This is a genomic window from Arthrobacter sp. QXT-31 (assembly GCF_001969265.1).
GTDB lineage: Bacteria > Actinomycetota > Actinomycetes > Actinomycetales > Micrococcaceae > Arthrobacter.
Map to the genome: position 1 here is coordinate 4067735 of NZ_CP019304.1, position 23288 is coordinate 4091022.

Here is a 23288-nt window from a genome sequence, read left to right on the forward strand (position 1 = left end):
GCGCCGGAACCCGACCAACGCCCAACGATGGACACTGCAGAGAGGAAACGCGTTGATCGCGCTTGCGCTCCCGGCCCAAAATTCAGGAGGCTTCACGCCTCCCGGAATTGAAGAAATGCACCTGCCGGCAATCCTGCCGTGGGGTGCCGCAGACGGATTCTCGAAGCAGATGCTGCTGGTAGTGCTGTCCGTTGTCATTATCGCAACATTCTTCGTTGCCGCTGCGCGGAAGCAGCAGCTCGTTCCCGGCAAGCTGCAGTTTGCAGGTGAGGCCGCTTACGGCTTCGTCCGTAACAGCATCGCCAAGGACATCATCGGCGGCAAGGACTTCATCAAGTACGTCCCCCTGCTGTTCAGCCTGTTCTTCTTCATCCTGGTGAACAACATCTACGGCGCCATTCCCGTCCTGCAGCTTCCGAGCTTCTCGCACGTCGGCGGAGCCTACGTGCTGGCCGGCATCGTCTACTTCACCTGGATCGGCATCGGCCTTAAGAAGAACGGCCTGAAGTACTTCAAGCTGGCCACCGTGCCCTCGGGTGTCCCGTGGTACATCCTGCCGATCGTTGTACCGATCGAGATCATCTCCAACTTCCTGGTCCGCCCGGTCACCCACAGCCTCCGTCTCTTCGCGACGATGCTCGCCGGCCACCTGATCGTCATGCTCGCCGGATCCGGCATCGAGTTCCTCGTCATGCAGGAGAACGTCCTCCTGAAGGGAACGTCGGTCCTGGTGCTTGTCGGCGCAATCGCCATGTACATGCTCGAGGCCCTGATCATGGCCCTGCAGGCTTACGTGTTCACGCTGCTGACGGCGATCTACATCGAAGGTGCCCTGCACGCGGACAGCCACTAAGGCCCCACAAACTTCCCTCACGGGATGAAGCAAACCAAACAACCTGCCACACGGGTGGCATCTTGAAAGGAATAAAATGGAAGGCAATCTCAACCTCGTAGGTTACGGTCTGTCCGCAATCGGCGGTGGTATCGGTGTTGGTCTCGTGTTCGCCGCTTACATCAACGGTGTGGCACGTCAGCCGGAAGCTCAGCGTGTGCTGCAGCCGATCGCGTTCCTGGGCCTGGCCCTGACTGAAGCTCTCGCCATCCTCGGTCTGGTCTTCGCTTTCGTTCTCTAGTCCCGCTAGAGCCAAGCGAATCCAGAACCTAGTAGATAAGGACGGGTGAATTATGAATCCTATGATCATCTCAGCCGCCACCGAAGGTGCGAACCCGCTCGTGCCCAACGTCTGGGAAATGGGCGTTGTTCTCGTCGGCTTTGCCGTCCTCCTGTTCATCGTGGTCAAGTTCGTTGTCCCGATGTTCGAGAAGACGTTCGCAGAGCGCGCCGAGGCCATCGAGGGTGGCATCGCCAAGGCCGAGCAGGCCCAGGCCGAAGCTTCTGCTGCACTCGAAGAGTACAAGCAGCAGCTCACTGATGCCCGTGCGGAAGCCAACCGCATCCGCGAGGAAGCACGCGCCGAAGGCGCCCAGATCCTGGCGGAACTGAAGGAGAAGGCTGCAGCCGAGTCTGCGCGGATCACCGCCCAGGCACATGTGCAGATCGAATCCGAGCGCCAGGCGGCCGTCGCGTCCCTGCGCTCTGAGGTTGGCACCCTTGCCACCACGCTTGCAGGCCGCATCGTGGGGGAGACCCTCGAGGACGACGCACGTGCAGCACGTGTTGTTGACCGCTTCCTGGCCGATCTGGAGACCCAGAACGCAGGTGTAGCTAAGTAATGGCAGGTGTATCGAGCGAATCGCTGACCAAGGCGCTGACCGAGCTGGAGCCAAAGCTTCCGTTTGCATCGCTGCAGTTGGCAAAGGAACTTTTCGGGATCCTGGGAGCGGTAGACAGCTCGGCTGGCTTGCGCCGCGCCCTGACTGACCCCTCCCGCAGCGGTGAGGAAAAGTCGGCGTTGATCAAGCAGCTCTTCAGCGGAAAAGCTTCCGCTGAGGCCGTGGACATCGCAGCCGGTCTGGCCAGCTCACGCTGGGCATCGGCGCGAGACATCGGCGATGCACTCGAGACGCTTGCCGCAACGGTGGTCATCGCCGTTGCTGAAAACAAGTCGGCCGTTTCTGCCTCCGGAATCACCGGCCTGGAAGCGCTGGAGAACGATCTGTTCTCCTTCAACCAGGCCGTGGCTGCCAGCCACGAGGTGCAGCGTGCCCTGTCTGAACCGCAGGCCAGCGCCGCAGCGAAGACTGCGCTGGCCGAAAGGCTCGTTCCTTCCGCAAGCGAGGAAGCGAAGGTCCTCATCGGACAGGCTGTGACGCAGCCCCGCGGCATCAAGGCAACCAGGCTCGTGAGCCGTTTCGCCGAGCTCGCCGCTAAGCGCCAGCAGCGCTGGATTGCGACGGTCAGCGTTACGCGTCCCCTGACGGAGACGCAGGCAAGCCGTCTGCAGCAGGGACTGAACTCCCTCTACGGACGCGAGCTGAAGGTCAACTTCAAGGTTGATCCCACGCTGATCGGCGGCATCCGGGTGCAGGTGGGGGACGAAGTGCTTGACGCTTCGGTCATCACCCGCCTGAATGAGCTCCAGCGCCAGCTGGCCGGCTAGCCGGACAAGCACAACACAACTGATAGAAACCCCGGTCATCGTGAGCAACGATGATCACGAATACAGGAGAGCAGGGACTGCAGATGGCCGAATTGACCATCAACGCCGACGACGTCCGTAATGCGTTGAACGAATTCGCGGCGTCCTACGAACCCGGCAACGCAGAGCGCGTAGAGGTCGGCCGTGTGACCACCGCAAGCGACGGCATCGCCCGTGTTGAGGGTCTTCCCTCGGTCATGGCGAACGAGCTGCTTCGCTTTGAAGACGGTACCCTGGGCCTCGCCCAGAACCTCGACGTGCGCGAAATCGGTGTCATCATCCTCGGTGACTTCAACGGCATCGAAGAGGGCCAGGAAGTGCACCGCACCGGACAGGTTCTGTCCGTTCCGGTCGGCGACGCCTTCCTCGGCCGCGTGGTGGACCCGCTGGGTGTGCCGATCGACGACCTCGGCGAGATCAAGGCCGAGGCCACCCGCGCCCTGGAACTCCAGGCTCCGGGCGTTACCCAGCGCAAGTCTGTGCATGAGCCGATGCAGACCGGCCTGAAGGCCATCGACGCGATGATCCCGATCGGCCGCGGCCAGCGCCAGCTGATCATTGGTGACCGTCAGACCGGCAAGTCCGCCATTGCCATCGACACCATCATCAACCAGAAGGACAACTGGGCTTCCGGTGACGTGAACAAGCAGGTCCGCTGCGTTTACGTTGCGATTGGCCAGAAGGCTTCCACGATTGCAGCAATCCGCCAGACCCTTGAGGACAACGGAGCGCTCGAGTACACCACGATCGTGGCCTCCCCGGCTTCCGACCCGGCCGGCTTCAAGTACCTGGCACCGTACGCCGGTTCGGCCATCGGCCAGCACTGGATGTACGGCGGCAAGCACGTCCTCATCGTGTTCGATGACCTGTCCAAGCAGGCTGAAGCCTACCGCGCCGTGTCGCTGCTGCTCCGCCGCCCGCCGGGACGCGAAGCCTACCCGGGTGACGTCTTCTACCTGCACTCCCGCCTGCTGGAGCGTTGCGCCAAGCTCTCCGACGACCTCGGCGCAGGTTCGATGACCGGTCTGCCGCTCATCGAAACCAAGGCAAACGACGTTTCCGCCTACATCCCGACCAACGTGATCTCCATTACCGATGGCCAGATCTTCCTGCAGTCGGACCTCTTCAACGCCAACCAGCGTCCCGCTGTTGACGTTGGTGTCTCGGTGTCCCGCGTTGGTGGTGCCGCCCAGGTCAAGTCCATGAAGAAGGTCTCCGGTACCTTGAAGCTGGACCTGGCCCAGTACCGCGACATGCAGGCGTTCGCGATGTTCGCTTCGGACCTCGACGCCGCATCCCGCCAGCAGCTGACCCGCGGTGCACGCCTGATGGAACTGCTCAAGCAGGGCCAGTACTCGCCGTTCCCGGTGGAGAACCAGGTTGTGTCCATCTGGGCCGGTACCCAGGGCTACCTGGACGACGTTCCGGTTGAGGACATCAGCCGCTTCGAGTCCGAATTCCTGGAGCACCTCAAGCACAAGTCCTCGATCCTCACGACGCTGGCCCAGACCAACGTCCTGGACGACGACACCGTGGAAGCACTGAAGACCGCCATTGTGGACTTCAAGAAGGGCTTCTTCGGCGAGGGTGACAGCAAGCTGGTGGGCGCCGGCCACGAGGAGCATGAAGCTATCTCGGAGGGTCAGGTCGACCAGGAAAAAATCGTCAGGCAGAAGCGCTAGTTTCGCTGGCAGGGACTGCCGGAACCCTTCGGGGCTCCGGCAGTCCCGGCCATCGGGATCTTAGGAAAGGATAAGTATGGGAGCCCAGATTCGGGTCTACCGCCAGAAGATCAGCTCGACGACGTCGATGCGCAAGATCTTCAAGGCGATGGAACTGATTGCTACCTCGCGCATCGGCAAGGCCCGCGCCCGCGTAGCAGCTTCACTGCCTTACGCGAACGCGATCACGCGCGCCGTTTCTGCCGTCGCAAGCCAGAGCGAAATCGACCACCCGCTGACCACCGAGCCGGCGAGCATCCGCCGGGCCGCTGTTCTGGTCATCACTTCCGACCGCGGCCTCGCAGGCTCGTACTCCGCCAGCGTGCTGAAGCAGGCTGAAGGACTGAACGAACTGCTCCGTGCCGAAGGCAAGGAAGTCAAGACGTACCTGGTGGGCCGCAAGGCGCAGGCTTACTTCGATTTCCGGAACCGTCCGTACGGACGTGTCTGGACCGGCAGCACTGATGCCCCTGAGTTCGCCACGGCGCAGGAAATCGGTGCGGCTCTGCTCGAGGACTTCGCCACTGATTTCGAAGAGGGCGGCGTGGATGAGATCCACGTTGTGTACACCCGCTTCAAGTCCATGGTGACCCAGGAGCCGACCGTCATCCGACTTCTTCCCCTCGAAGTTGTGGAAGAGCAGGCAGCCTCCGAGACGGACCTGCTGCCGCTGTACGAGTTCGAACCGGAGCCGGAACAGGTGCTCAACGCCCTGCTGCCGCGCTACATCGAATCCCGCATCTTCGCGGCCATGCTGCAGGCAGCGGCTTCCGAGCTTGCTGCACGCCAGCGGGCGATGAAATCCGCCGGCGACAACGCCACGGAGCTCATCAAGAAGTACACGCGTCTGCGCAACACCGCCCGCCAGGCAGAGATTACGCAGGAGCTTTCCGAGATCGTGGCCGGCGCCGACGCACTCGCGTCCTAACCGGCCGGATCTCGGATCCAGCCAGACCTGCACCACCAGATAAACTTAACCCCACGCCATCTACGAGTGAAGTGAGAGAGATGACTGCCACCGCTACCGAGCACGTAGCAGCAACGGCCGGTGCCACCGGCCGTATCGCACGTGTCATTGGCCCGGTTGTCGACGTCGAATTCCCGGCTGACGCAATCCCCTCGATTTACAACGCGCTCACCACCGAGATCACTCTCAACGGTGAGACCAAGACCATCACGTTCGAGACCTCCCAGCACCTGGGTGACAACCTCGTCCGCGCTATCTCCCTGCAGGCAACCGACGGCCTGGTCCGCGGCACGTCCGTGGTGGACACCGGTGCCCCGATCTCCGTGCCTGTCGGCGACGGCGTCAAGGGCCACATCTTCAACGTGCTCGGCAAGCCGCTGGACGTTGCAGAGTCCGAGATCCAGGCAGCTGACCACTGGCCGATCCACCGCAAGGCTCCGTCCTTCGCGTCCCTCGAGGGTTCCACCGAAATGCTCGAAACGGGCATCAAGGTCATCGACCTCCTCACCCCGTACATCAAGGGTGGAAAGATCGGCCTGTTCGGCGGCGCCGGCGTCGGCAAGACCGTTCTGATCCAGGAAATGATCACCCGTGTTGCCCGCAACTTCGGTGGTACCTCCGTGTTCGCCGGTGTTGGCGAGCGTACCCGTGAAGGCAACGACCTCTGGGTTGAAATGGAAGAGGCCGGCGTTCTGAAGGACACCGCGCTTGTGTTCGGCCAGATGGACGAGCCGCCGGGAACGCGTCTGCGTGTGGCCCTGTCTGCCCTGACCATGGCGGAATACTTCCGCGATGTCCAGAACCAGGACGTGCTGCTCTTCATCGACAACATCTTCCGTTTCACGCAGGCAGGTTCCGAGGTTTCCACGCTGCTGGGCCGTATGCCTTCCGCCGTGGGTTACCAGCCGAACCTTGCCGACGAGATGGGCCTCCTGCAGGAGCGCATCACGTCCACCAAGGGCCACTCAATCACCTCGATGCAGGCCATCTACGTTCCCGCAGATGACTACACCGACCCGGCACCGGCCACGACCTTCGCGCACCTGGATGCGACCACGGAACTTTCCCGTGAAATCGCTTCCCGTGGTCTGTACCCGGCCGTGGACCCGCTGACGTCCACGTCCCGAATCCTGGACCCGCAGTACATCGGCAAGGACCACTACAACACGGCTGTCCGTGTGAAGCAGATCCTGCAGAAGAACAAGGAACTCCAGGACATCATCGCCATCCTCGGTGTTGACGAACTGTCTGAAGAGGACAAGATCGTCGTGTCGCGTGCACGCCGCATCCAGCAGTTCCTCTCCCAGAACACCTACACCGCCAAGCAGTTCACCGGCGTTGAGGGCTCCACCGTTTCCATCAAGGACACCGTGGAAGGCTTCGCGGCCATCTGCGACGGCGAACTTGACCACGTTGCAGAGCAGGCGTTCTTCAACGTCGGCGGTCTGGACGACGTCGAGCGCCAGTGGGCCAAGATTCAGGAACAGACCAAGTAATATGGCTGAGCTTGAGGTTGAGATTGTCGCAGCGGACCACTTCGTGTGGTCCGGGGCGGCCAAGATGGTCAAGGCCCGCACCAGCGATGGTGAGATCGGAATCCTGCCCGGCCACTCGCCCGTGCTGGCGATTTTGGCCGAGGGTCAGCTGGCAATCGAGCCGGTCTCCGGCGACCGCATTGCTGTAGATGTTGACGGCGGATTCTTTTCCGTCGACAACAACCGGGTGGTAATCGTTGCTGACAACGCCCACATGGGTGACGCGGCCACTGCGGGGATCCGATAGCACAACCCTGATGGACGTTACTTCTTTTCCGTTCATCGCCATAGCAACCGTGTTCGCGGTGCTGATTTTTACGCTGTGCCTGTTTGGGGTGCGCCGCTTCAACCTGCGGCGCGCCCTGGGCACGGTGGACGCCTCCATTCGTACAGCTGGAAAGAGCTGGCGGATGGGGGTTTGTCGTTATCAGGACAATGAGCTTGAGTGGTTCAAGCTCCTGTCCCTGAGCGTGCGGCCGCGGCACCGTTTCAAACGGAGTTCCCTGGAGCTGCTGGGCCGGCGCCAGCCTACCGAGGCGGAGCTGGTCAAGGTGCAGCCCGACGTCGTGATCGTGGAGCTTCGGTACGAGGGGGAAGACGTCTTCCTGGCGATGAAGTTCGACGCCTACACGGGGCTGTCATCGTGGCTTGAGGCGGGCCCGGTAATCGGCGTGGGAACCTGGCGCTGAGGTGTTTCACCTAAATGTTGCAACATTTGAAAATATTAGTGACAAAAAATGATCCCCGGCACGAATGCCGAGGATCATTTCGTTTAAGGCAAATTAGACGACGGTGACGCCCGTAGCCTGCGGGCCCTTGGCGCCCTGGCCGATTTCGAACTGAACACGCTGGTTCTCGTCGAGGGTCTTGAAGCCGCCGGTCTGGATCTCGGAGTAGTGAACGAAGACATCGCCCTCGGAGTCATCCGGGGTGATGAAGCCGAAGCCCTTTTCAGCGTTGAACCACTTGACGGTTCCCTGTGCCATTTATTTCTCCTCAGTATGGAACTTTTTAAGGCCAGCACACCTCGTACTGGTCTTGGTTACTCCGCGAGAAGAATCCTGGCCTGCACTCCGGATAACCGGAATTGCGTTGCAGGAGCTTCGCGCTCGCAACATGTCTTGCGAGCATGAAAAACACCTACACAAAGACTGATACAAGAATTTCACGGGCAAACGGTCTGGTCAACGGTCAAAACGCGAATTCCGGCAAATTTTGGGCAAATCCGGAGTAAACGTGTGATCACCGCTTGGCCAGCCGCCCGGGCGGACAGAAACAGAGATCAGAAAAGGCGGGATTCAATGTCGTCAACGCCGCGCATTGCGTCGTAATCGAGGGTCACGCAGTCGATGCCGCGGTCCGTGGCGAGCACACGGGCCTGCGGCTTGATCTGCTGGGCGGCGAAGATGCCCCGCACCGGCGCCAGCAGCGGATCCCGGTTCAGCAGCTCAAGGTAGCGTGTCAGCTGTTCCACGCCGTCGATGTCCCCGCGCCGCTTCAGCTCGATGGCGACCGTGGCGCCGTCGGCGTCCCGGGCAAGGATGTCCACGGGCCCGATGGCCGTGAAGTACTCCCGCCGGATCAGCGAGAACCCTTCCCCGAGGGTTTCGATCTGGTCGGCGAGGAGCCGCTGCAGATCGGCTTCCACGCCGTCCTTGATCAGGCCGGGGTCCTGTCCCAGCTCGTGGGAGCTGTCGTGGAGCTGTTCGTGGATGTTGATGATGAGCCTGTCGTCCGTTTTGGCCGACTGCACCGTCCACTGTTCGACGACGCCCACCTCGACCTCGGCGTCCTCCGGCGAGGTGACGCGGAGTACGGCGGGAGGGCTCATCCAGTTCAGGGGCTTGTAGGAGCCGCCGTCGGAGTGCACCAGCACCGATCCGTCGGCCTTCACCAGCAGGAGCCGGGTGGCGAGGGGGAGATGGGCTTTGAGCCGGCCAACATAATCAACGGAGCAACGGGCTATGACGAGACGCACGCCCTACACCATACCTTCTCCCGCAGGTAGCACAGTGTCACGCTGGACGGCACGGGGTACCGGCTAGGGCAGAATGGAGGCATGCCCCGCTCCAACCGTCCCCGCCGTGCCAAGACGGGCCGCGGCGCGGCCGGAAGTGCCCCGGGCGGCCGGAAGCACGGCGCAGGTCCCGCACCGGAACTTGACCTGGAACGGGCGCGGGCGGGCATTGCCCGCAGGGAAAGCGCACCGGACGGGGAGTGGATGGTGCGGACCATGACGGCCCGCAACGCCGAGAAGACGTATATCTGCCCGGGCTGCTCCACCGCTGTCCTGCCCGGCATCGCCCATCTGGTGGTCTGGGCCGACGACCATATGTTTGGGGCAGCCGCGGGACTGGCCGAGCGGCGCCACTGGCACACCAACTGCTGGACGTCCCGGAACTTCCGGTACCGGTAACCAAGCGGCCGGTGTCCGGACGCAACCCGGCCGGAAGATAAGCTGGTGCGCATGACTTTTGACCCGGCGTCGTACGTGTTCAGCCAGCCATCAGGATCCACCGCCATCCGTGCCTCAACGGTGCTCCCGGCCCGGCGGGAGAACATCGAAATCCGCACCGAGGACGGCCACACGCTGGTTGGCGAGCTGGCGCTGCCTGAATCGGGTCCGGTCACCGCCACGCTGATCACCCTGCACCCGCTGCCCACGCACGGCGGCTTCATGGATTCCCACGTGTACCGCAAGGCCTCCTACCGTCTGCCGGCGCTGGCCGGGGTGGCCGTGCTGCGCTTCAACACCCGGGGCACCTCCTCGCCGCGCGGAACCAGCGACGGAACGTTTGAGGAAGGCATCGGCGAACGGTACGACGTGGAGGCGGCCGTGCGCTTCGCCGTCGAGCGGCAGCTGCCCAACCGCTGGCTCGTGGGCTGGTCCTTCGGCACCGAACTCGCGCTCATGTACGGCGCCGTGGAACCGGTGGCCTCACAGGTGGAGGGCGCCGTACTGCTGTCCCCGCCGCTGCACCGCGCCACCGACGAGCACCTCAAGCTCTGGGCTGCGTCCGGCAAGCCGCTGACGGTCCTGGTGCCCGAGCACGACGACTACCTGCGGCCCGCCGCTGCGGAATCCCGGTTCAGCCTGGTGCCCCAGGCCAGGGTGGTGGGGGTCGACGGCGCCAAGCACCTGTGGGTGGGGGAGAAGCAGGCCGCGCGGGTGCTGAACGAGATTGTCGACGACGTCACGCGCGCCGGCTCCGGCACCGCGGGCCTGCCGCAGGAATGGGAAGGTCCGGTGGCCACCGCGGCGGTGTGAACCTGCCTAATGCCTGGCTGGGACTAATGCCCGACTGTGTCTAATGCTTGTCCTGCCGGACGATGTAAATCTCCTTGATGAGCAGCAGGATGGCGGCCGCCGTCGGGATGGCAATGAGCGCCCCCAGGACGCCGAGCAGGCTGCCGCCCGCGATCACCGAGATTACGGCGACGGCGCCGGGAACAGCCACCGCCTTCTGCATGATGCGCGGCGAGATGAAGTACGCCTCGAACTGGAGGTAGGCGAAGTAGCAGATGGCGTAGGCCAGGGCGGACTGCCAGCCCAGCGTCAGCGTGATCAGGATGACCAGGACGCCGGCGATCAGCCCGCCGACCAGCGGAATGAAGGCCAGCAGCGCCACGATGAAGGCCAGCAGCACGGCGAAGGGCACGCCGATGATGGACATGACGATGAAGGCAAAGGTGGCATTCAGGAGGGCGACCACGGCCTGCCCGATGACGTAGTTGCCCACCGAGCGGGTGATCTCCTCGGAGAGCGCCTCGACGCGCTGCCGGCGGGACCGCGGTGCGAGCCGGTAGCCCCATCTCTTCATCGCAGGCAGTGCGGCGAGGAAATACAGGCTGAGCACCAGCACGATCAGTGCGCCGAAGAGACCGTTGGCCACCGTTGACCCGAAGCCGAGGACGCCGCCGAAGATGCCGCTCATGGCCTCAGGGTTCTTGACGAACTTGTCGAGCTCCTCCATGATCCGGTCCCGGACGCCGAACTGGTTGTCGAGGGTGCGGAAGAAATCCGAGTTGATGAAGTCCCGCACCCACACGGGGGCCTGCTTCACCAGCTCGGTCACCTGTTCCACGATCGTGGGGATGAGGGTGGCAAAGAAGCCGACAACCGCGATGATCAGCACCGATACGGACACCAGGATGCCGGCGGGCCTGGGTATCTTCCGGCCCTCCAGCCAGCGCACCACCGGGTCCAGGCCGAGGGCAATGAACAGTGCAGCGACGATCCAGAGCAGCAGTTGGGTGGTGTGGGATCCGATCCAGTAGACCAGCAGCGCCAGCCCCACCCCCACGGTGCCCATGAATCCGAGGTACAGCGGGTGCTGGGTGGAGATGCGGGGCCCGGGCGGGCCAAAACGCTCGGTGTCCCCGGTTTCCTCTGCCTCGACGGTTTCGGGGTGTTCCGGCGGAAACTCGAACCGCAACCTGGGCTGGGCACCCGGGATAGGCTGGCGCAGCCGCCTCAGCACGGCGCCCAGGGCAGCCGGACGGCGCTTCGTCTTTGCCGGCTTCTGCGGCGCCGAGGGGTGTGGAGCGCCGCCGTGTCCTGCCGCGCTCTCCGCGGCAGCGTCCTGTGCTGCGGTTTCAGAGGGCTCGGGCAGGCTCCGGGAGGAGTCGGCGTCTGGCAGATCTTCGGGGCCGCGCTTGGACGGATCCGTGTTGTGAGTCACTGCTTTTTGATGCCCTTACCGTCCGTGGCGCCGCGGCTGCGCGCCGGTGTGATGATCATCGCAAACACTATCAGCAGCCTTGTGAATAGCGGGCCGGTCGGGGTTTAACCGTAGCGGCAGCCGGCCCCGGAAACCCCCGATCAGGCCTATTGGTAACAAAACGGTTACTATTGAAGGCAAACCCCCCGCTGATGATAGGTATTCCTTTGCGTTTCAAGACTGCAGTTGCACTTGTGCTGCTCGGCCTCCTGACACTGCTGGCCGGCATCGGGCAGAAGACCTTCTGGGCGCCCGCCGAGACGGTGACGGCAACGGCTTCCGCCGGTGAAGCCGCGCCCCTGACCGTTATTGACCAGAAGCTGCGCACCCTCGAGGGCGGAACCGTCAGCATCAAGGTCGAGGGAGAGGGCAGCTTCCTGCTCGCGGCAGGACGCCCGGACGACGTTGACGCCTGGGTGGGCAAGACCGCCCACAATACGGTTACCGGGCTGTCCGAGGACAAGAGGTCGCTGCAGGTAGAGCACACCGGCGGCGAAGCCAGCGCGCCGTCGCCGGCCGGCTCCGACCTCTGGGTCAGCACCGAGAAGGCCAGCGGCGAGCTGGACTACACGTGGTCCGCCCCGGCCGACGGCGAGTGGTCCCTGCTGCTCGCCGCGGACGGAAAGAAGCCCGCGCCGTCGTCCATTTCCATGACGTTCCCCAATGACACCTCCACCCCGTGGGCCGTGCCGCTCATGGTCCTCGGCGGGCTCCTGATCCTCGCCGGCGGTGCACTGCTGGTGCTCAAGCCCAAGGCGGGGGCGCCGCGCGACGGCGAATCCTCCGGCAACGGATCCGCCGGCAACGGCGGCGACAACCAGGGCAGCCCGTTCGCGCGGCGTGCCCGCGCCAAGGCAGCAGCCAAGGCCGGCGACCGGTCCTCCTCGGCGCGGCTCAGCGTGGTGGTTGCGGCCACCACCGCCGCCGTCCTGGCCGGCACCGCAGCTGCCGCCCAGGCCAGCACGTCCTCTGCCCCGGCTTCCACGACGACGACCCCGACGACGGGCGCGTCGGACGCTGCCAAGGCCAGCGGCACTCCGGTGGTCCTGGACGCCCAGTTCCGCCGCATCCTGGAACAGGTGGCCAGCGCCACCGACGCCGGCGACGCCGCCAAGGATGCCAAGAAGCTTGCCGCCCGCGTTGCCGGCACCGAGCTGGAAGTGCGCACGCAGAACTACAAGATCAGGTCGCGGGTGGCGTCGTACGACGCCCGCATGCCCGTGCGGTCCACCAAGCTCCTGACCACCGTTGTCACAGACAAGCGCGAATGGCCGCGCTCCGTCCTGGCCGTCACGCAGGGTGAAGGCAACGTGGTGCCGCAGCTGCTCACGCTCGTGCAGGAATCCCCGCGGGAGAACTACAAGCTCGTGGGCACGTCGCCGCTGCAGCCGGGCACCACCTTCCCGGCCATCGTCCGCGGCGGCACCGAGTCGCTTGCCGCGGGTGACAAGTCCGGCCTTCTCTACAGCGGACAGGAAGCGCTCGCCGGTCTGGCGGACCGCCTCACCAAGTCCAGCTCGACCTTCAAGAGCAAGCTGGTGGAAGGGGAGTCCTCCCCGTACATCGCCGACACGCTGTCCTACCAGGCTGACATCGTGAAGGACGGCGTCGACGGCAAGTTCACTTTCTCGCACAAGGTTGACCCGAAGAGCACTGTCGTGTTCCGGACCGAGGACGGCGGGGCCCTGGTCCTGGGCCACCTGAACTTCAACTTCGACGGCACGCCCAAGGCGGACGGCGACAAGCTGTCCATCGGCAACGATGCTGCCGTCCTCGCCGGCGGCAAGGAGACCACCACCGGCATGGTGCTGAAGTTCGCAGAATCCGTGGCCGTGTACGTGCCGCCGGCCGACTCGAAGGATCCGATGAAGCTCGTGGCCGCCACGCGTGGTCTGGTTGACGCCAGCTTCAAGTAGGCAACGGCTTTTCCGTAAACCTGCCGTCACTGGAGCGGCCGCGGTGCTACCGCGGCCGCTCTTGTGGCTAGAGTGGGAGCTATGAGTTCGCCAGCTTCCCGTCCTGTCCCTTCGGCCGCGAGCCAGCTAAACCTTCGCGGCGCCGTCGATCTCTCCTCCCTCAAGCAGCGGCCGGCGCCGCCGGCGCCGAATAACGCCGCCGCGGCGGGTGCCCCGCCGGTGCAACAGTCCGAGGGCGGGCCGGCCCTCCGGGTGGACGTCACGGAGGCAAATTTCCAGAGCCTGGTGGAGCTGTCCGCCCAGGTGCCCGTGGTGTTTACCCTGTGGGCCGCCTATTCGCCCGAATCCAGCGGCCTCCTGAACGTCCTGGAGCGGATCATCCAGAGCTACGGCGGACGGCTGGTTCTCGCTGCTGCGGACATTGAAGCATTCCCACAGCTGGCCCAGGCCTTCCAGGTGCAGGCCGTTCCCACCGCGGTGGCCGTGCTCAAGGGCCAGCCGGTTCCCCTCTTCCAGGGCGGCGCCGACGAGCAGCAGATCCGCCCGCTGCTGGACGAGCTGCTGACGGTTGCGGCCGCGAACGGAGTGACAGGCAACGTCGGCGGCGGCACGGGCACGTCCGAGGAACCTGCCCCTGCACCTCTGCCGCCCCTGCACCAGAAGGCCTTCGACGCCATCGAAGCCGGTGACTACGCCGCTGCCGCAGCCGCGTACCGGCAGGCGCTCGCCGAGATGCCGGCCGATGCGGAGGCCAAGGCAGGCCTGGCGCAGGTGGAACTGATGGAACGCCTGCAGAGCCTGTCCGGTCCCGAGGGCGAGGCCCTGCGCCAGCTTGCCGCTGATGAACCCGACAACCTCACAGCCCAGCTGGGCGTTGCCGACCTGGATCTCGCAGGCGGCCACGTGGAGGATGCCCTGAACCGCGTCGTGGCGTTCATCGGCAGGAACTTCGGACCCGAACGCGAGACCGCCCGGGTGCGCCTGCTGGAGCTGTTCGAAGTTGTGGGGACCACGGACGAACGGGCGGGCAAGGCCCGCCAGGCGCTGGCCCGGGTGCTCTTTTAGTGGCGGTCCCCGCGCTGTTCCAGCCCCTGACGCTGCGGTCCCTTGAGCTGCAGCACCGGGGCTGGGTTTCGCCGATGTGCCAGTACAGCTGCGAGCCTGACGGGGCCCCCGGTGTGCCGAACGACTGGCACCTCATGCACCTGGGTTCGTTCGCCGCCGGGGGAGCAGCCCTCATCCTGACCGAGGCCGCGGCAGTCAACGCCGAGGGGCGCATCAGCCCGCGTGACGCGGGACTCTACAACGATGAGCAGGCGGCGGCCTGGGAGCGGATCGTCCGCTTCGTGCACCGCCACGGTACGGCCGGCACGAAGATCGGCGCCCAGCTCGCCCATGCCGGACGCAAAGCGTCCACGTACTGGCCGTTCTCCGGGCGGAGCGGATCGGTCCCGGCGTCCGACGGCGGGTGGGAGACTGTGGGGCCGGGCACCCAGGCCTTCGACGGCTATGCGTCACCCGCCGCCATGACCGGGGATGACATCCAGCGCGTCATTGCCGATTTTGCCGCCGCGGCTGCCCGCGCCGTTGACATCGGCTTCGACACCATCGAGCTGCACGGTGCCCACGGATACCTCCTACACCAGTTCCAAAGCCCGCTGATCAACGACCGCACGGACGCCTGGGGCGGCGGCGCGGACGGACGGAACCGGCTGACCCTGGCCGTCATCGACGCTGTGCGCAACGTCATCCCCGACTCCATGCCCCTGCTGCTGCGGATCTCCGCCACCGACTGGGCCGAAGGCGGGATCGGCATTGAGGATTCGGTCCGGCTGGCTGCCCAGGCCGCGGAGCACGGGGCAGACCTCGTGGACGTGTCCAGCGGCGGAGCGGTGGCGCACCAGCGGATCCAGCCGGGGCCGGGGTATCAGACGGAGTTCGCGGCCCGGATCCGGCGCGAAACGGGGGTCCCCACCGGCACTGTCGGGCTGCTGACGTCGCCCGGGCAGGCGGAGCATGTGGTGGCCACCGGCCAGGCGGACGGCGTCTTCATAGCCCGTGCCGCACTGCGGGATCCGCACTGGTGGCTCCGGGCAGCCTTTGAGCTCGGCCACGACCTGCGCTGGGCGCCGCAGTACGAACGGGCCGTGCCGCGCCGCGTTTTTTAGCCGTGCTCTTTCCCCTCTGAGGTTTTACTCCTTCCGGAGGATCCCCGTGGGGACGGCCCGCGGCTAGGGTGAGTGCATGAGCACTCCCTTAGTGGCCCTCTCGATCAGGGGGCTTGCAAAACGCTTCGGCAGCAAAATCGCTGTGGACGGCATCAACCTCGACGTCCCCGCCGGATCGTTCTTCGGCATCGTCGGACCCAACGGCGCCGGAAAGACCACCACCCTGTCCATGGCCACGGGCCTTCTCCGCCCGGACTTCGGAACGGCGGTGGTCCACGGGGTGGACGTCTGGGCGCAGCCGCTGGAAGCCAAGAAGCTGATGGGCATCCTGCCCGACGGGGTGCGGCTCTTCGACCGGCTCAGCGGTGAGCAGCTGGTCACCTACGCCGGACTGCTCCGGGGCATGAGCAGGGATGTGGTGGCTTCACGGGTGGGGGAGCTGCTGGCAGCTTTGGACCTCAGCCAGGACGCTGGCACCCTGGTGGTGGATTACTCGGCCGGCATGACAAAGAAGATCGCGCTGGCCTCCGCTCTGATCCACGCTCCGAAAGTGCTCGTGCTGGATGAGCCCTTCGAGTCGGTGGATCCTGTCTCAGCCGCCAACATCAGGGACATCTTGGACAGGTACGTTGCCACCGGCGGTACCGTGATCGTTTCCAGCCACGTGATGGACCTCGTCCAGCGCATGTGCGACCACGTTGCCGTGGTTGCCGCCGGCCGGATCCTGGCTGCCGGAACCGTTGAGCAGGTGCGGGCCGGGGCAACCCTGGAGGAACGGTTCGTGCAGCTGGTGGGCGGCAGGAGCCGGACGGAGGGGCTCGAATGGTTGCGCACCTTCTGAGGCTGAAGCTCACGCTGCTCCGGAACGGCCTGCGCCGGAGCCCGTGGCAGCTGGTTGGCCTGGCGTTCGGCGGACTCTACGCGCTGTTCATCGTCGGCATGTGTGTGGTGCTGCTGGTCCTGCTCCGGCAGGAGGACCCCGTTCTTGCCCAGACCGTGGTGGTGCTCGGCGGCTCGGCGGCCGTGCTCGGCTGGGGGATTGTGCCGGTCATAGCCTCGGCCGTGGACATGACCCTGGACCCTGCCCGCTTCACCACGTCCGCAGTGCCCATGCCGCAGCTTCTGGCGGGACTCGCACTCGGCGGCCTCATCGGCCTGCCGGGGCTGGCCACGCTGCTCGTCGCCCTGGCCACCGTCGTCACGTGGTCCCGGGGCGTGCTGCCCGCGGCGGGCGCCTTGGTGGGCGCTGTCCTGGGCGTGCTCACCTGCGTCGTGTTTGCCCGCGTGGTCACCACCGCCACCTCGAGCCTGGCGGCCTCACGGCGCTTCAAGGACGTCAGCGGGATCGCCTTCATGGTTCCGCTGGTTCTCCTGGGCCCCATCATCGCCGCCGTCTTCCAGGGCATGGCGGGTTCCGGGGCCTTCCTTTCGGAGCTGGCCGGCAGGATTTCCTGGACGCCCCTGGGGGCAGCATGGTCACTGGGCGGGGATCTCGGAGCCGGACAGGCAGGCGCGGCGGGGCTCAAACTGCTTATTGCCGCAGCCGCCCTGGCCGGGCTGGCCTGGTGCTGGAAGCTGCTGCTGGAACGGGCCCTGGTGACGCCTCCCTACAGCGGAAGCAGCCGCCGGAAGGGCGGGCGGCTGGGTCTTTTCACCCTGCTGCCTGCGACGCCGGCCGGTGCTGTCACGGCGCGCGCCCTGACCTACTGGTTCCGTGATCCACGGTATTCAGGTTCGCTGGTGGTGATTCCGCTGCTGCCGGTTGTGCTGGCTTTCCAGGGCAGCCAGACCAACGATTATGGCGTTCTGATGATCACCGGGCCGCTCACGGCGTTCCTCCTGGCGTGGTCCATTTCAGGCGATGTGTCCTATGACAACACCGCGTTTGCCCTGCACCTGGCTGCCGGCGTGCGGGGTGTCCATGACCGGCTGGGACGCGCGCTGGCCTGCCTGGCCTTCGCACTGCCCGCCGTGCTGGTCCTCGCCATCGTGCCGTTCTTCATCACGGGGGACTGGACGTGGTGGCCGGCCACCGTGGGAATGTCCGTGGGAGTGCTGCTGACCGGCCTGGGCCTGTCATCCGTGGTGTCCGCCCGCTACACCATTGCGGTGCCGCTTCCCGGCGACAGCCCCTTCAAGAAGCCCCCTGGCAACGTGGGACAGACGCTGGCCGTGCAGTTTGGCGGGATGGCGGTCCTGCTGGTGCTGGTCCTCCCGGAGGCCGGACTGGTCCTTGCCCAGCTGCTCACCGGGGACCCGCTCTTTGGCTGGATCAACCTTGCGGTCGGCCCTGTCCTCGGCGCCGCACTGTTCACCACGGGCGTCGTGGTGGGCGGGCGCTGGCTCGATGCCCGCGGGCCGGAGCTCCTCGCCCAGGTGACGGTCAACCGGTGAGCTCACAACCGCAGAATGCCACTGACGGGCGGCGGCCAGCCGTGGTTGACTAGCAGGACAGCTGAGAGAAAGGCCTGGCCATGGAGGTCGTCATTCTTCAGGGCGGGAGGCAGATAGCCTCCCTCGTGGCGGACGCCGTGGAAAGCCTGCTGCGCAGCAAACCCGACGCAGTCCTGGGGCTGGCCACCGGATCATCGCCGCTGCCGGTGTATGACGAACTCGCCCGGCGCCATGAACAGGCCGGCCTGGACTTCAGCCGGGCTTCTGGATTCACCCTCGATGAGTACGTCGGGCTGGCGCCCGGCCATCCCGAGTCCTACCGGGAGGTGATCCGCCGCGAGTTCGCCAACCGGGTCAACATCGGCCCGGACAACGTCTTCGGGCCGGACGGAGGCGCCGCCGACCTTCCGGCAGCGTGCCGTGCCTACGAGGACCGGATCAGGGAGCGCGGCGGGATCGACCTGCAGCTGCTGGGGCTCGGCACCGACGGGCATATCGGGTTCAACGAGCCGGGGTCGTCCCTGGCCTCCCGCACCCGCATCAAGTCGCTTATTGAGCAGACACGTCGCGACAACGCCCGCTTCTTCCGCAGTCTCGATGAAGTGCCGCACCACGTGGTGACCCAGGGGCTGGGCACGATCCTCGAGTCCCGGCACGCCATCCTGCTGGCCACGGGAGCCCAGAAGGCACAGGCCGTCCATGACCTGGTGGAGGGGCCCCTGGCCGCGATCTGTCCTGCCTCGGTGCTGCAGCTGCACCCGCATGCCTCCATCGTGGTGGATGAGGCCGCGGCATCGTCACTGAAACTTGCCGACTACTACCGGCACACCTACGACCACAAACCTGCGTGGCAGGGGCTGTGACCGGAACGTGCGCCCGGGTCCTCCCGCAGGCGCGCGTGCGGAACGGCTAAGATGGATGCCATGAGTAGCATGACGGATCCTCTCGACAACGACCCCATGCGTGAGCTTTCCGGCGCCGGATCGTCCACCGCAACCATTGAGCGCGAGGAACTGCGCCAGGAAGTGGAGCCCGGCGACCGTGAGCGCTTTGCACACTACGTGCGCAAGGAAAAGATCATGGAGTCCGCCATGACGGGCGAACCGGTCATCGCGCTGTGCGGCAAGGTCTGGACCCCCGGCCGGGATCCGCAGAAGTTCCCGATCTGCCCGATGTGCAAAGAGGTCTACGACGGCCTCCGCCCGGGCAACGACGGCGGCAACGGGTCCGGCGGAGACTCAGGCAACAACAAGTAGTGACGGAGACACTCTTCGGCGGACCCACCCTGCCCCCGGCTTATCCGGAACGTGCAGCCTGGGGAACCGCCCCGAAGCTCCGTGCCTGGCAGCAGGAAGCCCTGGACCTTTACTTCAGTAAAGGTCCTCGCGACTTCATGGCCGTGGCCACCCCCGGCGCCGGCAAGACCACCTTTGCACTCAGGGTGGCCTCCATGCTTATCGAGGCCGGCACGGTGAACCGCGTGACCATCGTGGCACCCACCGACCACCTGAAGCGGCAGTGGGCCGATGCTGCGGCGCGTGTTGGCATCGCCATCGACCCGAACTTCAAGAATTCGGACGGCCAGCACGGCCGCGGGTTCATCGGCGTGGCCGTGACGTATGCGCAGGTGGCCAGCAAGCCCCTGCTGCACCGGGCCAAGACCGAGGCCGCCCGCACCCTGGTGATTCTTGACGAAATCCACCACGGCGGCGAGGCGCTGTCGTGGGGCGACGGTCTCCGCGAGGCCTTCGACCCCGCCGTCAGGCGGCTGTCCCTCACCGGCACGCCCTTCCGTTCGGACACTTCGCCGATTCCCTTCGTGGAGTACATCGAGGACCGAGAGGGCATCCGCCGCTCCAAGGCGGACTACACCTACGGCTACGGCAATGCGTTGCGTGACCATGTGGTGCGTCCCGTCATCTTCATGGCGTACTCCGGGCAGATGCGGTGGCGCACCAGCGCGGGCGACGAGATGGCGGCCTCCCTTGGTGAGGCCGCTGTCACCAAGGACATCACGTCGCAGGCATGGCGGACCGCCCTGAATCCTGCAGGGGAGTGGATCCCGGCCGTGCTGGCAGGAGCGGACAAGCGGCTGAGCGAGGTCCGGCGTTCCGTTCCCGACGCCGGTGGCCTGGTGATCGCCACCGACCACGAAGATGCCCGGGCGTACGCCGGCCAGCTCAAGAAGATTACGGGCGAGTCGCCCACGGTCATTCTGTCCGATGACGCGAAGGCCTCCAGCAAGATCGAGGAGTTCAGCGCAGGCGACAAGCGCTGGATGGTTGCCGTGCGCATGGTTTCCGAAGGCGTGGACGTGCCGCGCCTTTCGGTCGGCGTCTACGCCACGTCCACCTCCACGCCGCTGTTCTTCGCCCAGGCGGTAGGGCGCTTTGTGCGCTCCCGGAAGCGGGGCGAGACGGCCTCGGTCTTCCTGCCGTCCGTGCCCCCGCTGATGGCGCTGGCCAACAGTATGGAAGCCGAACGCGACCATGCCCTGGACCGGCCGCAGAATGACGACCCGGACGGCCTGATGGACCTCGAAGAGTCCCTCATGGACGAGGCCAACCGCGAGGAAAAGGCTTCGGACAGCCTGACCAAGGGCAAGTTTGAGGCGCTGGACTCGCAGGCATCCTTTGACCGCGTGCTGTTCGACGGCGGCGAGTTCGGCACCGGGGGCGACATCGGCTCCGAGGATGAACTCGACTTCCTCGGCATCCCGGGCCTGCTGGACGCCGAGCAGGTGGGCCTGCTGCTGCGCCAGCGCCAGCACGAGCAGCAGGGCCGGAAGAAACGGCAGAGTCCCGCAGCCGCGCCCGCTGCCGCGGTACCCGACCACCGGCTGCTGATGGACCTGCGCAACGAGCTGGCCAAGAATGTGGCAGCTTGGTCGGCACGAACGGGCACCCCGCACGGCGTGGTGCACACCAAGCTGCGGACCGTCTGCGGCGGGCCTCCGGTGGCCCAGGCCAACGAGGAGCAGCTCCAGTCCCGGCTGAAGAAGCTTCAGGACTGGTTCATCGGGCGGAAATAACCGGGACGGAAATAGCCCGGACGGAAATAACCCGGGCGGCGTGACTACTCGAGGTCGACGCCGCCCAGTTCCATTTCGGCGTAGGTGTCGTCGAGGTCATCGGCGATGCCCGCCGTCAGGCGCTTGATCACGGTGACGGAGTAACCGGCCTGCACGGCATCCAGTGATGTCGCCATGACGCAGTGGTCGGTGGCCAGTCCCACCACCACGATGTCCTCCACATCGTGGCTCTGCAGCCAGTCGTCCAGGCCGATGGCGTCTTCTTCGGGGGCGTAGCCGGGTTCAGCGGCAGCGGACATCGAACCCGGCAGGGAACCCGGCTGGCGCTCCCCGGTGGGAACGGCGTCCTCGGGTGCCAGCAGGCCCTCGAAGCCGGAGTAGGCCGCGGCATAGAGACCCTTGTGGAAGTACGCCTGGATGTGTTCGGTGTCGAGCTCCGGGTGCAGCTCGGCACCCTTGGTGCCCGCGACGCAGTGCGGCGGCCAGCTGTCCTTGAAGTCCGGGGCCTCCGAGAAATGGGTGCCGGGGTCGATGTGCCAGTCCTGCGTGGCCACGATGTGGTCGAACTGGCCGTGGTGGTTCTCGACGTACTCGCTGATGGCCCCGGCCACGGCAGCCCCGCCTTCCACGGGCAGCGCGCCGCCCTCGCAGAAGTCGTTCTGGACGTCGACGATGATGAGTGCCCGTGCCATCAGTTCTCCTCTGTTTCCTTCAGTTTTCCTCATAGATCGTCGGGATCGCCGGCTCGCCGCGGTGCAGGCGGTGAACTACGGCCGGCAGTTCGGCCATGGAATCAGCATGGCGCTGCCGGGCGCGCAGGACGCCCTCGTGGCCGGTCCAGCCGGGCAGGAGCTCGCCGTTCTTGATGAACTGCTGCAGCAGCGTGCGGTCGTTGCCGTCGTCCGCCGGCCGGTGTCCCACGCCGATGAGCTCCTGGGTGGCCGTCCCGTGGTCGTTGAGCCGGCGCAGGGCGTACTTCCGCCCGCCCTTGCTTGTCTTGTTCTTGGCGGCCTTGGCCACCGATACGAACTCGCCGGCGTCGTTGGTCCGGCTGACCAGCTTGTAGACCATGCTGGCCGTGGGCGCCCCGGAGCCGGTCACGAGCGACGTGCCCACACCGTACGAGTCGACGGGGGCGGACTGCAGTGCGGCGATCGCGTATTCGTCCAGGTCCGAGGTCACCGTGATGCGCGTGTGGTGGTTGCCGAGGTCGTCCAGCAGCTGCCGGACCCACTGCGCCTGTTCCACGAGGTCGCCGGAGTCAAGCCGGACGGCGCCCAACTTGTCCCCGGCGATGTCCACGGCCGTACGGACGGCCGTTTCGACGTCGTACGTGTCCACGAGCAGCGAGGTGCCGGCCCCCAGGGAGGCGACCTGCGCCTCAAAGGCGTCCCGTTCGGTGTCATGGAGGAGCGTGAAGGAGTGGGCGGCGGTGCCCACCGTTTTGAGGCCGTACCGCAGGCCGGCCTCAAGGTTTGAGGTGCTGTCGAATCCGGCGATGACGGCGGCCCGGGCGGCGGACGTGGCCGATTCCTCCTGCGTGCGGCGGGATCCCATCTCGATGCAGGGCCGCTGGCCGGCGGCCATCACCATGCGCGAGGCCGCGGAGGCGATGGCGCTGTCGTGGTTGAGGACGGACAGGACGTACGTCTCCAGGATGCACGCCTCGGCGAACGTCGATTCGACAATCAGGATGGGGGAGTTGGGGAAGTACGCCTCGCCCTCGGCGTAGCCCCAGACGTCGCCAGTGAACCGGAAGTCGGCCAGGTAGTCCAAGGTCTCCTGGTTAACCACGCCGGTGCGCGCCAGGAATTCGAGCTCCTCGGCGCCGAACCGGAACGCCATGATGCCTTCCAGCAGCCTGCCCGTGCCACCCACAATCCCGTAGCGGCGCCCGTCGGGCAGCCTGCGCGCGAACGCTTCGAACACGGCCTTGCGGTGCGCGGCGCCGGAATGGAGGGCCCCTTGCAGCATGGTCAGCTCGTAATGGTCGGTGAACAGGGACGTGCGGGGCTGCTCCCAGCCAGCGGAGGTACTCACAAAATCACTCTAGTCCCCACCGGCTCCCACGTCTCGCTTCGCTTCGCCGCGGGCCCCTCGCCGGCGTGGCCCCATCCACCGGCTCCCACGTCTCGCTTCGCTTCGCCGCGGGGCCCTCGCCGGCGTGGCCCCATCCACCGGCTCCCACGTCTCGCTTCGCTTCGCCGCGGGGCCCTCGCCGGCGTGGCCCCATCC

At 65.8% G+C, this 23288-nt stretch carries 24 protein-coding genes; 19 read left to right on the forward strand and 5 right to left on the reverse strand.

Going from position 1 to position 23288, the window contains the following annotated elements:
• Nucleotides 1–52 precede the first annotated feature (52 nt).
• The 9 genes from atpB to BWQ92_RS18515 all read left to right on the forward strand — a co-directional run bounded on the left by atpB (nt 53) and on the right by BWQ92_RS18515 (nt 7512).
• The gene (gene atpB, locus BWQ92_RS18475) at nt 53–853 is read left to right on the forward strand and encodes a F0F1 ATP synthase subunit A (RefSeq protein ID WP_076801969.1); all 801 of its coding nucleotides are present in this window, start codon (nt 53–55) and stop codon (nt 851–853) included.
• A gap of 76 nt (nt 854–929) precedes the next feature.
• The gene (gene atpE / locus BWQ92_RS18480) at nt 930–1133 is read left to right on the forward strand and encodes an ATP synthase F0 subunit C (RefSeq protein WP_009356484.1); all 204 of its coding nucleotides are present in this window, start codon (nt 930–932) and stop codon (nt 1131–1133) included.
• A gap of 52 nt (nt 1134–1185) precedes the next feature.
• The gene (locus BWQ92_RS18485) at nt 1186–1734 is read left to right on the forward strand and encodes a F0F1 ATP synthase subunit B (protein WP_076801971.1); all 549 of its coding nucleotides are present in this window, start codon (nt 1186–1188) and stop codon (nt 1732–1734) included.
• Nucleotides 1734–2561, forward strand: a complete 828-nt coding sequence (locus BWQ92_RS18490) for a F0F1 ATP synthase subunit delta (RefSeq protein WP_076801974.1) — start codon at nt 1734–1736, stop codon at nt 2559–2561. The genes BWQ92_RS18485 and BWQ92_RS18490 overlap by 1 nt, the downstream gene beginning before the upstream one ends.
• A gap of 83 nt (nt 2562–2644) precedes the next feature.
• On the forward strand, nt 2645–4282 hold the full coding sequence (atpA, locus tag BWQ92_RS18495; RefSeq protein ID WP_076801976.1) for a F0F1 ATP synthase subunit alpha: 1638 nt from the start codon (nt 2645–2647) through the stop codon (nt 4280–4282).
• A 76-nt stretch (nt 4283–4358) separates the two neighbouring features.
• Nucleotides 4359–5249 carry a F0F1 ATP synthase subunit gamma gene (locus BWQ92_RS18500; protein WP_076801978.1) on the forward strand — a complete coding sequence of 297 codons (891 nt, stop codon included), beginning with the start codon at nt 4359–4361 and terminating at the stop codon, nt 5247–5249.
• Nucleotides 5250–5329: 80 nt separating this feature from the next.
• Nucleotides 5330–6784 carry a F0F1 ATP synthase subunit beta gene (gene atpD, locus BWQ92_RS18505; RefSeq protein WP_076801980.1) on the forward strand — a complete coding sequence of 485 codons (1455 nt, stop codon included), beginning with the start codon at nt 5330–5332 and terminating at the stop codon, nt 6782–6784.
• Nucleotide 6785: 1 nt separating this feature from the next.
• Nucleotides 6786–7070 carry a F0F1 ATP synthase subunit epsilon gene (locus BWQ92_RS18510; protein ID WP_076801985.1) on the forward strand — a complete coding sequence of 95 codons (285 nt, stop codon included), beginning with the start codon at nt 6786–6788 and terminating at the stop codon, nt 7068–7070.
• 10 nt (nt 7071–7080) lie between these two features.
• Entirely contained in the window at nt 7081–7512 is a 432-nt protein-coding gene (locus tag BWQ92_RS18515) for a DUF2550 domain-containing protein (protein WP_076801988.1), read from the forward strand.
• Between the two features lie 93 nt (nt 7513–7605).
• Here BWQ92_RS18515 and BWQ92_RS18520 read toward each other — a convergent pair whose 3' ends face one another.
• Both BWQ92_RS18520 and nucS read right to left on the reverse strand, forming a co-directional pair.
• A complete protein-coding gene (locus BWQ92_RS18520; protein ID WP_056738186.1) occupies nt 7606–7809 on the reverse strand; it encodes a cold-shock protein in 204 nt (67 codons plus the stop codon).
• Nucleotides 7810–8105: 296 nt separating this feature from the next.
• Nucleotides 8106–8801: an endonuclease NucS gene (nucS, locus tag BWQ92_RS18525; protein ID WP_076801990.1), complete on the reverse strand. Its 696-nt coding sequence runs from the start codon at nt 8799–8801 to the stop codon at nt 8106–8108.
• Nucleotides 8802–8882: 81 nt separating this feature from the next.
• Between nucS and BWQ92_RS18530 the strand changes: the two genes are divergently transcribed.
• Both BWQ92_RS18530 and BWQ92_RS18535 read left to right on the forward strand, forming a co-directional pair.
• A complete protein-coding gene (locus tag BWQ92_RS18530) occupies nt 8883–9239 on the forward strand; it encodes an ATP/GTP-binding protein (RefSeq protein ID WP_076801992.1) in 357 nt (118 codons plus the stop codon).
• 51 nt (nt 9240–9290) lie between these two features.
• On the forward strand, nt 9291–10091 hold the full coding sequence (locus BWQ92_RS18535; RefSeq protein WP_076801995.1) for an alpha/beta hydrolase: 801 nt from the start codon (nt 9291–9293) through the stop codon (nt 10089–10091).
• 40 nt (nt 10092–10131) lie between these two features.
• Here the strand turns inward: BWQ92_RS18535 and BWQ92_RS18540 are convergent, their stop codons facing one another.
• Nucleotides 10132–11505, reverse strand: a complete 1374-nt coding sequence (locus BWQ92_RS18540; protein ID WP_076801997.1) for an AI-2E family transporter — start codon at nt 11503–11505, stop codon at nt 10132–10134.
• A gap of 191 nt (nt 11506–11696) precedes the next feature.
• On the opposite strand from BWQ92_RS18540, the gene BWQ92_RS18545 reads away from it, so the two are divergent.
• The 8 genes from BWQ92_RS18545 (at nt 11697) to BWQ92_RS18580 (ending at nt 21053) form a co-directional block, all read left to right on the forward strand.
• Complete coding sequence (locus BWQ92_RS18545; RefSeq protein ID WP_076801999.1) at nt 11697–13460, forward strand: hypothetical protein; 1764 nt, start codon at nt 11697–11699, stop codon at nt 13458–13460.
• Between the two features lie 81 nt (nt 13461–13541).
• Nucleotides 13542–14525 (forward strand): tetratricopeptide repeat protein, encoded by a 984-nt coding sequence (locus tag BWQ92_RS18550; RefSeq protein ID WP_076802002.1) that lies wholly within the window; start codon nt 13542–13544, stop codon nt 14523–14525.
• The gene (locus tag BWQ92_RS18555; protein ID WP_076802004.1) at nt 14525–15628 is read left to right on the forward strand and encodes an NADH:flavin oxidoreductase/NADH oxidase; all 1104 of its coding nucleotides are present in this window, start codon (nt 14525–14527) and stop codon (nt 15626–15628) included. The genes BWQ92_RS18550 and BWQ92_RS18555 overlap by 1 nt, the downstream gene beginning before the upstream one ends.
• 76 nt (nt 15629–15704) lie before the next feature.
• Nucleotides 15705–16469 (forward strand): ABC transporter ATP-binding protein, encoded by a 765-nt coding sequence (locus BWQ92_RS18560; protein ID WP_076802006.1) that lies wholly within the window; start codon nt 15705–15707, stop codon nt 16467–16469.
• Nucleotides 16451–18022 carry a transporter gene (locus BWQ92_RS18565; RefSeq protein WP_076802008.1) on the forward strand — a complete coding sequence of 524 codons (1572 nt, stop codon included), beginning with the start codon at nt 16451–16453 and terminating at the stop codon, nt 18020–18022. Before BWQ92_RS18560 ends, BWQ92_RS18565 begins: the two co-directional genes overlap by 19 nt.
• Before the next feature lie 80 nt (nt 18023–18102).
• Nucleotides 18103–18885, forward strand: coding sequence for a glucosamine-6-phosphate deaminase (gene nagB, locus BWQ92_RS18570; RefSeq protein WP_076802010.1), 783 nt, complete (start codon nt 18103–18105; stop codon nt 18883–18885).
• A 51-nt stretch (nt 18886–18936) separates the two neighbouring features.
• Nucleotides 18937–19278, forward strand: coding sequence for a DUF3039 domain-containing protein (locus BWQ92_RS18575; protein WP_076802012.1), 342 nt, complete (start codon nt 18937–18939; stop codon nt 19276–19278).
• Complete coding sequence (locus BWQ92_RS18580) at nt 19278–21053, forward strand: DEAD/DEAH box helicase (RefSeq protein ID WP_076802014.1); 1776 nt, start codon at nt 19278–19280, stop codon at nt 21051–21053. Before BWQ92_RS18575 ends, BWQ92_RS18580 begins: the two co-directional genes overlap by 1 nt.
• A gap of 44 nt (nt 21054–21097) precedes the next feature.
• On the opposite strand, the gene BWQ92_RS18585 is transcribed toward BWQ92_RS18580, so the two are convergent.
• Both BWQ92_RS18585 and BWQ92_RS18590 read right to left on the reverse strand, forming a co-directional pair.
• A complete protein-coding gene (locus tag BWQ92_RS18585; protein WP_076802018.1) occupies nt 21098–21745 on the reverse strand; it encodes an isochorismatase family protein in 648 nt (215 codons plus the stop codon).
• A gap of 19 nt (nt 21746–21764) precedes the next feature.
• Entirely contained in the window at nt 21765–23093 is a 1329-nt protein-coding gene (locus BWQ92_RS18590; protein ID WP_076802021.1) for a nicotinate phosphoribosyltransferase, read from the reverse strand.
• Between the last annotated feature and the right edge of the window lie 195 nt (nt 23094–23288).

What these genes read in the sequence shown, in the direction of transcription:
- BWQ92_RS18530 (WP_076801992.1), top strand. Translation starts at nt 8,883, where the DNA reads ATGCCCCGCTCCAACCGTCCCCGCCGTGCCAAGACGGGCCGCGGCGCG.
- BWQ92_RS18500 (WP_076801978.1), top strand. Translation starts at nt 4,359, where the DNA reads ATGGGAGCCCAGATTCGGGTCTACCGCCAGAAGATCAGCTCGACGACG.
- BWQ92_RS18565 (WP_076802008.1), top strand. Translation starts at nt 16,451, where the DNA reads ATGGTTGCGCACCTTCTGAGGCTGAAGCTCACGCTGCTCCGGAACGGC.
- BWQ92_RS18545 (WP_076801999.1), top strand. Translation starts at nt 11,697, where the DNA reads ATGATAGGTATTCCTTTGCGTTTCAAGACTGCAGTTGCACTTGTGCTG.
- BWQ92_RS18490 (WP_076801974.1), top strand. Translation starts at nt 1,734, where the DNA reads ATGGCAGGTGTATCGAGCGAATCGCTGACCAAGGCGCTGACCGAGCTG.
- BWQ92_RS18510 (WP_076801985.1), top strand. Translation starts at nt 6,786, where the DNA reads ATGGCTGAGCTTGAGGTTGAGATTGTCGCAGCGGACCACTTCGTGTGG.
- nagB (WP_076802010.1), top strand. Translation starts at nt 18,103, where the DNA reads ATGGAGGTCGTCATTCTTCAGGGCGGGAGGCAGATAGCCTCCCTCGTG.
- atpA (WP_076801976.1), top strand. Translation starts at nt 2,645, where the DNA reads ATGGCCGAATTGACCATCAACGCCGACGACGTCCGTAATGCGTTGAAC.
- BWQ92_RS18485 (WP_076801971.1), top strand. Translation starts at nt 1,186, where the DNA reads ATGAATCCTATGATCATCTCAGCCGCCACCGAAGGTGCGAACCCGCTC.
- BWQ92_RS18520 (WP_056738186.1), bottom strand. Translation starts at nt 7,809, where the DNA reads ATGGCACAGGGAACCGTCAAGTGGTTCAACGCTGAAAAGGGCTTCGGC.
- BWQ92_RS18575 (WP_076802012.1), top strand. Translation starts at nt 18,937, where the DNA reads ATGGATGCCATGAGTAGCATGACGGATCCTCTCGACAACGACCCCATG.
- BWQ92_RS18560 (WP_076802006.1), top strand. Translation starts at nt 15,705, where the DNA reads ATGAGCACTCCCTTAGTGGCCCTCTCGATCAGGGGGCTTGCAAAACGC.
- atpE (WP_009356484.1), top strand. Translation starts at nt 930, where the DNA reads ATGGAAGGCAATCTCAACCTCGTAGGTTACGGTCTGTCCGCAATCGGC.
- BWQ92_RS18585 (WP_076802018.1), bottom strand. Translation starts at nt 21,745, where the DNA reads ATGGCACGGGCACTCATCATCGTCGACGTCCAGAACGACTTCTGCGAG.
- BWQ92_RS18515 (WP_076801988.1), top strand. Translation starts at nt 7,081, where the DNA reads ATGGACGTTACTTCTTTTCCGTTCATCGCCATAGCAACCGTGTTCGCG.
- BWQ92_RS18535 (WP_076801995.1), top strand. Translation starts at nt 9,291, where the DNA reads ATGACTTTTGACCCGGCGTCGTACGTGTTCAGCCAGCCATCAGGATCC.
- atpD (WP_076801980.1), top strand. Translation starts at nt 5,330, where the DNA reads ATGACTGCCACCGCTACCGAGCACGTAGCAGCAACGGCCGGTGCCACC.
- BWQ92_RS18550 (WP_076802002.1), top strand. Translation starts at nt 13,542, where the DNA reads ATGAGTTCGCCAGCTTCCCGTCCTGTCCCTTCGGCCGCGAGCCAGCTA.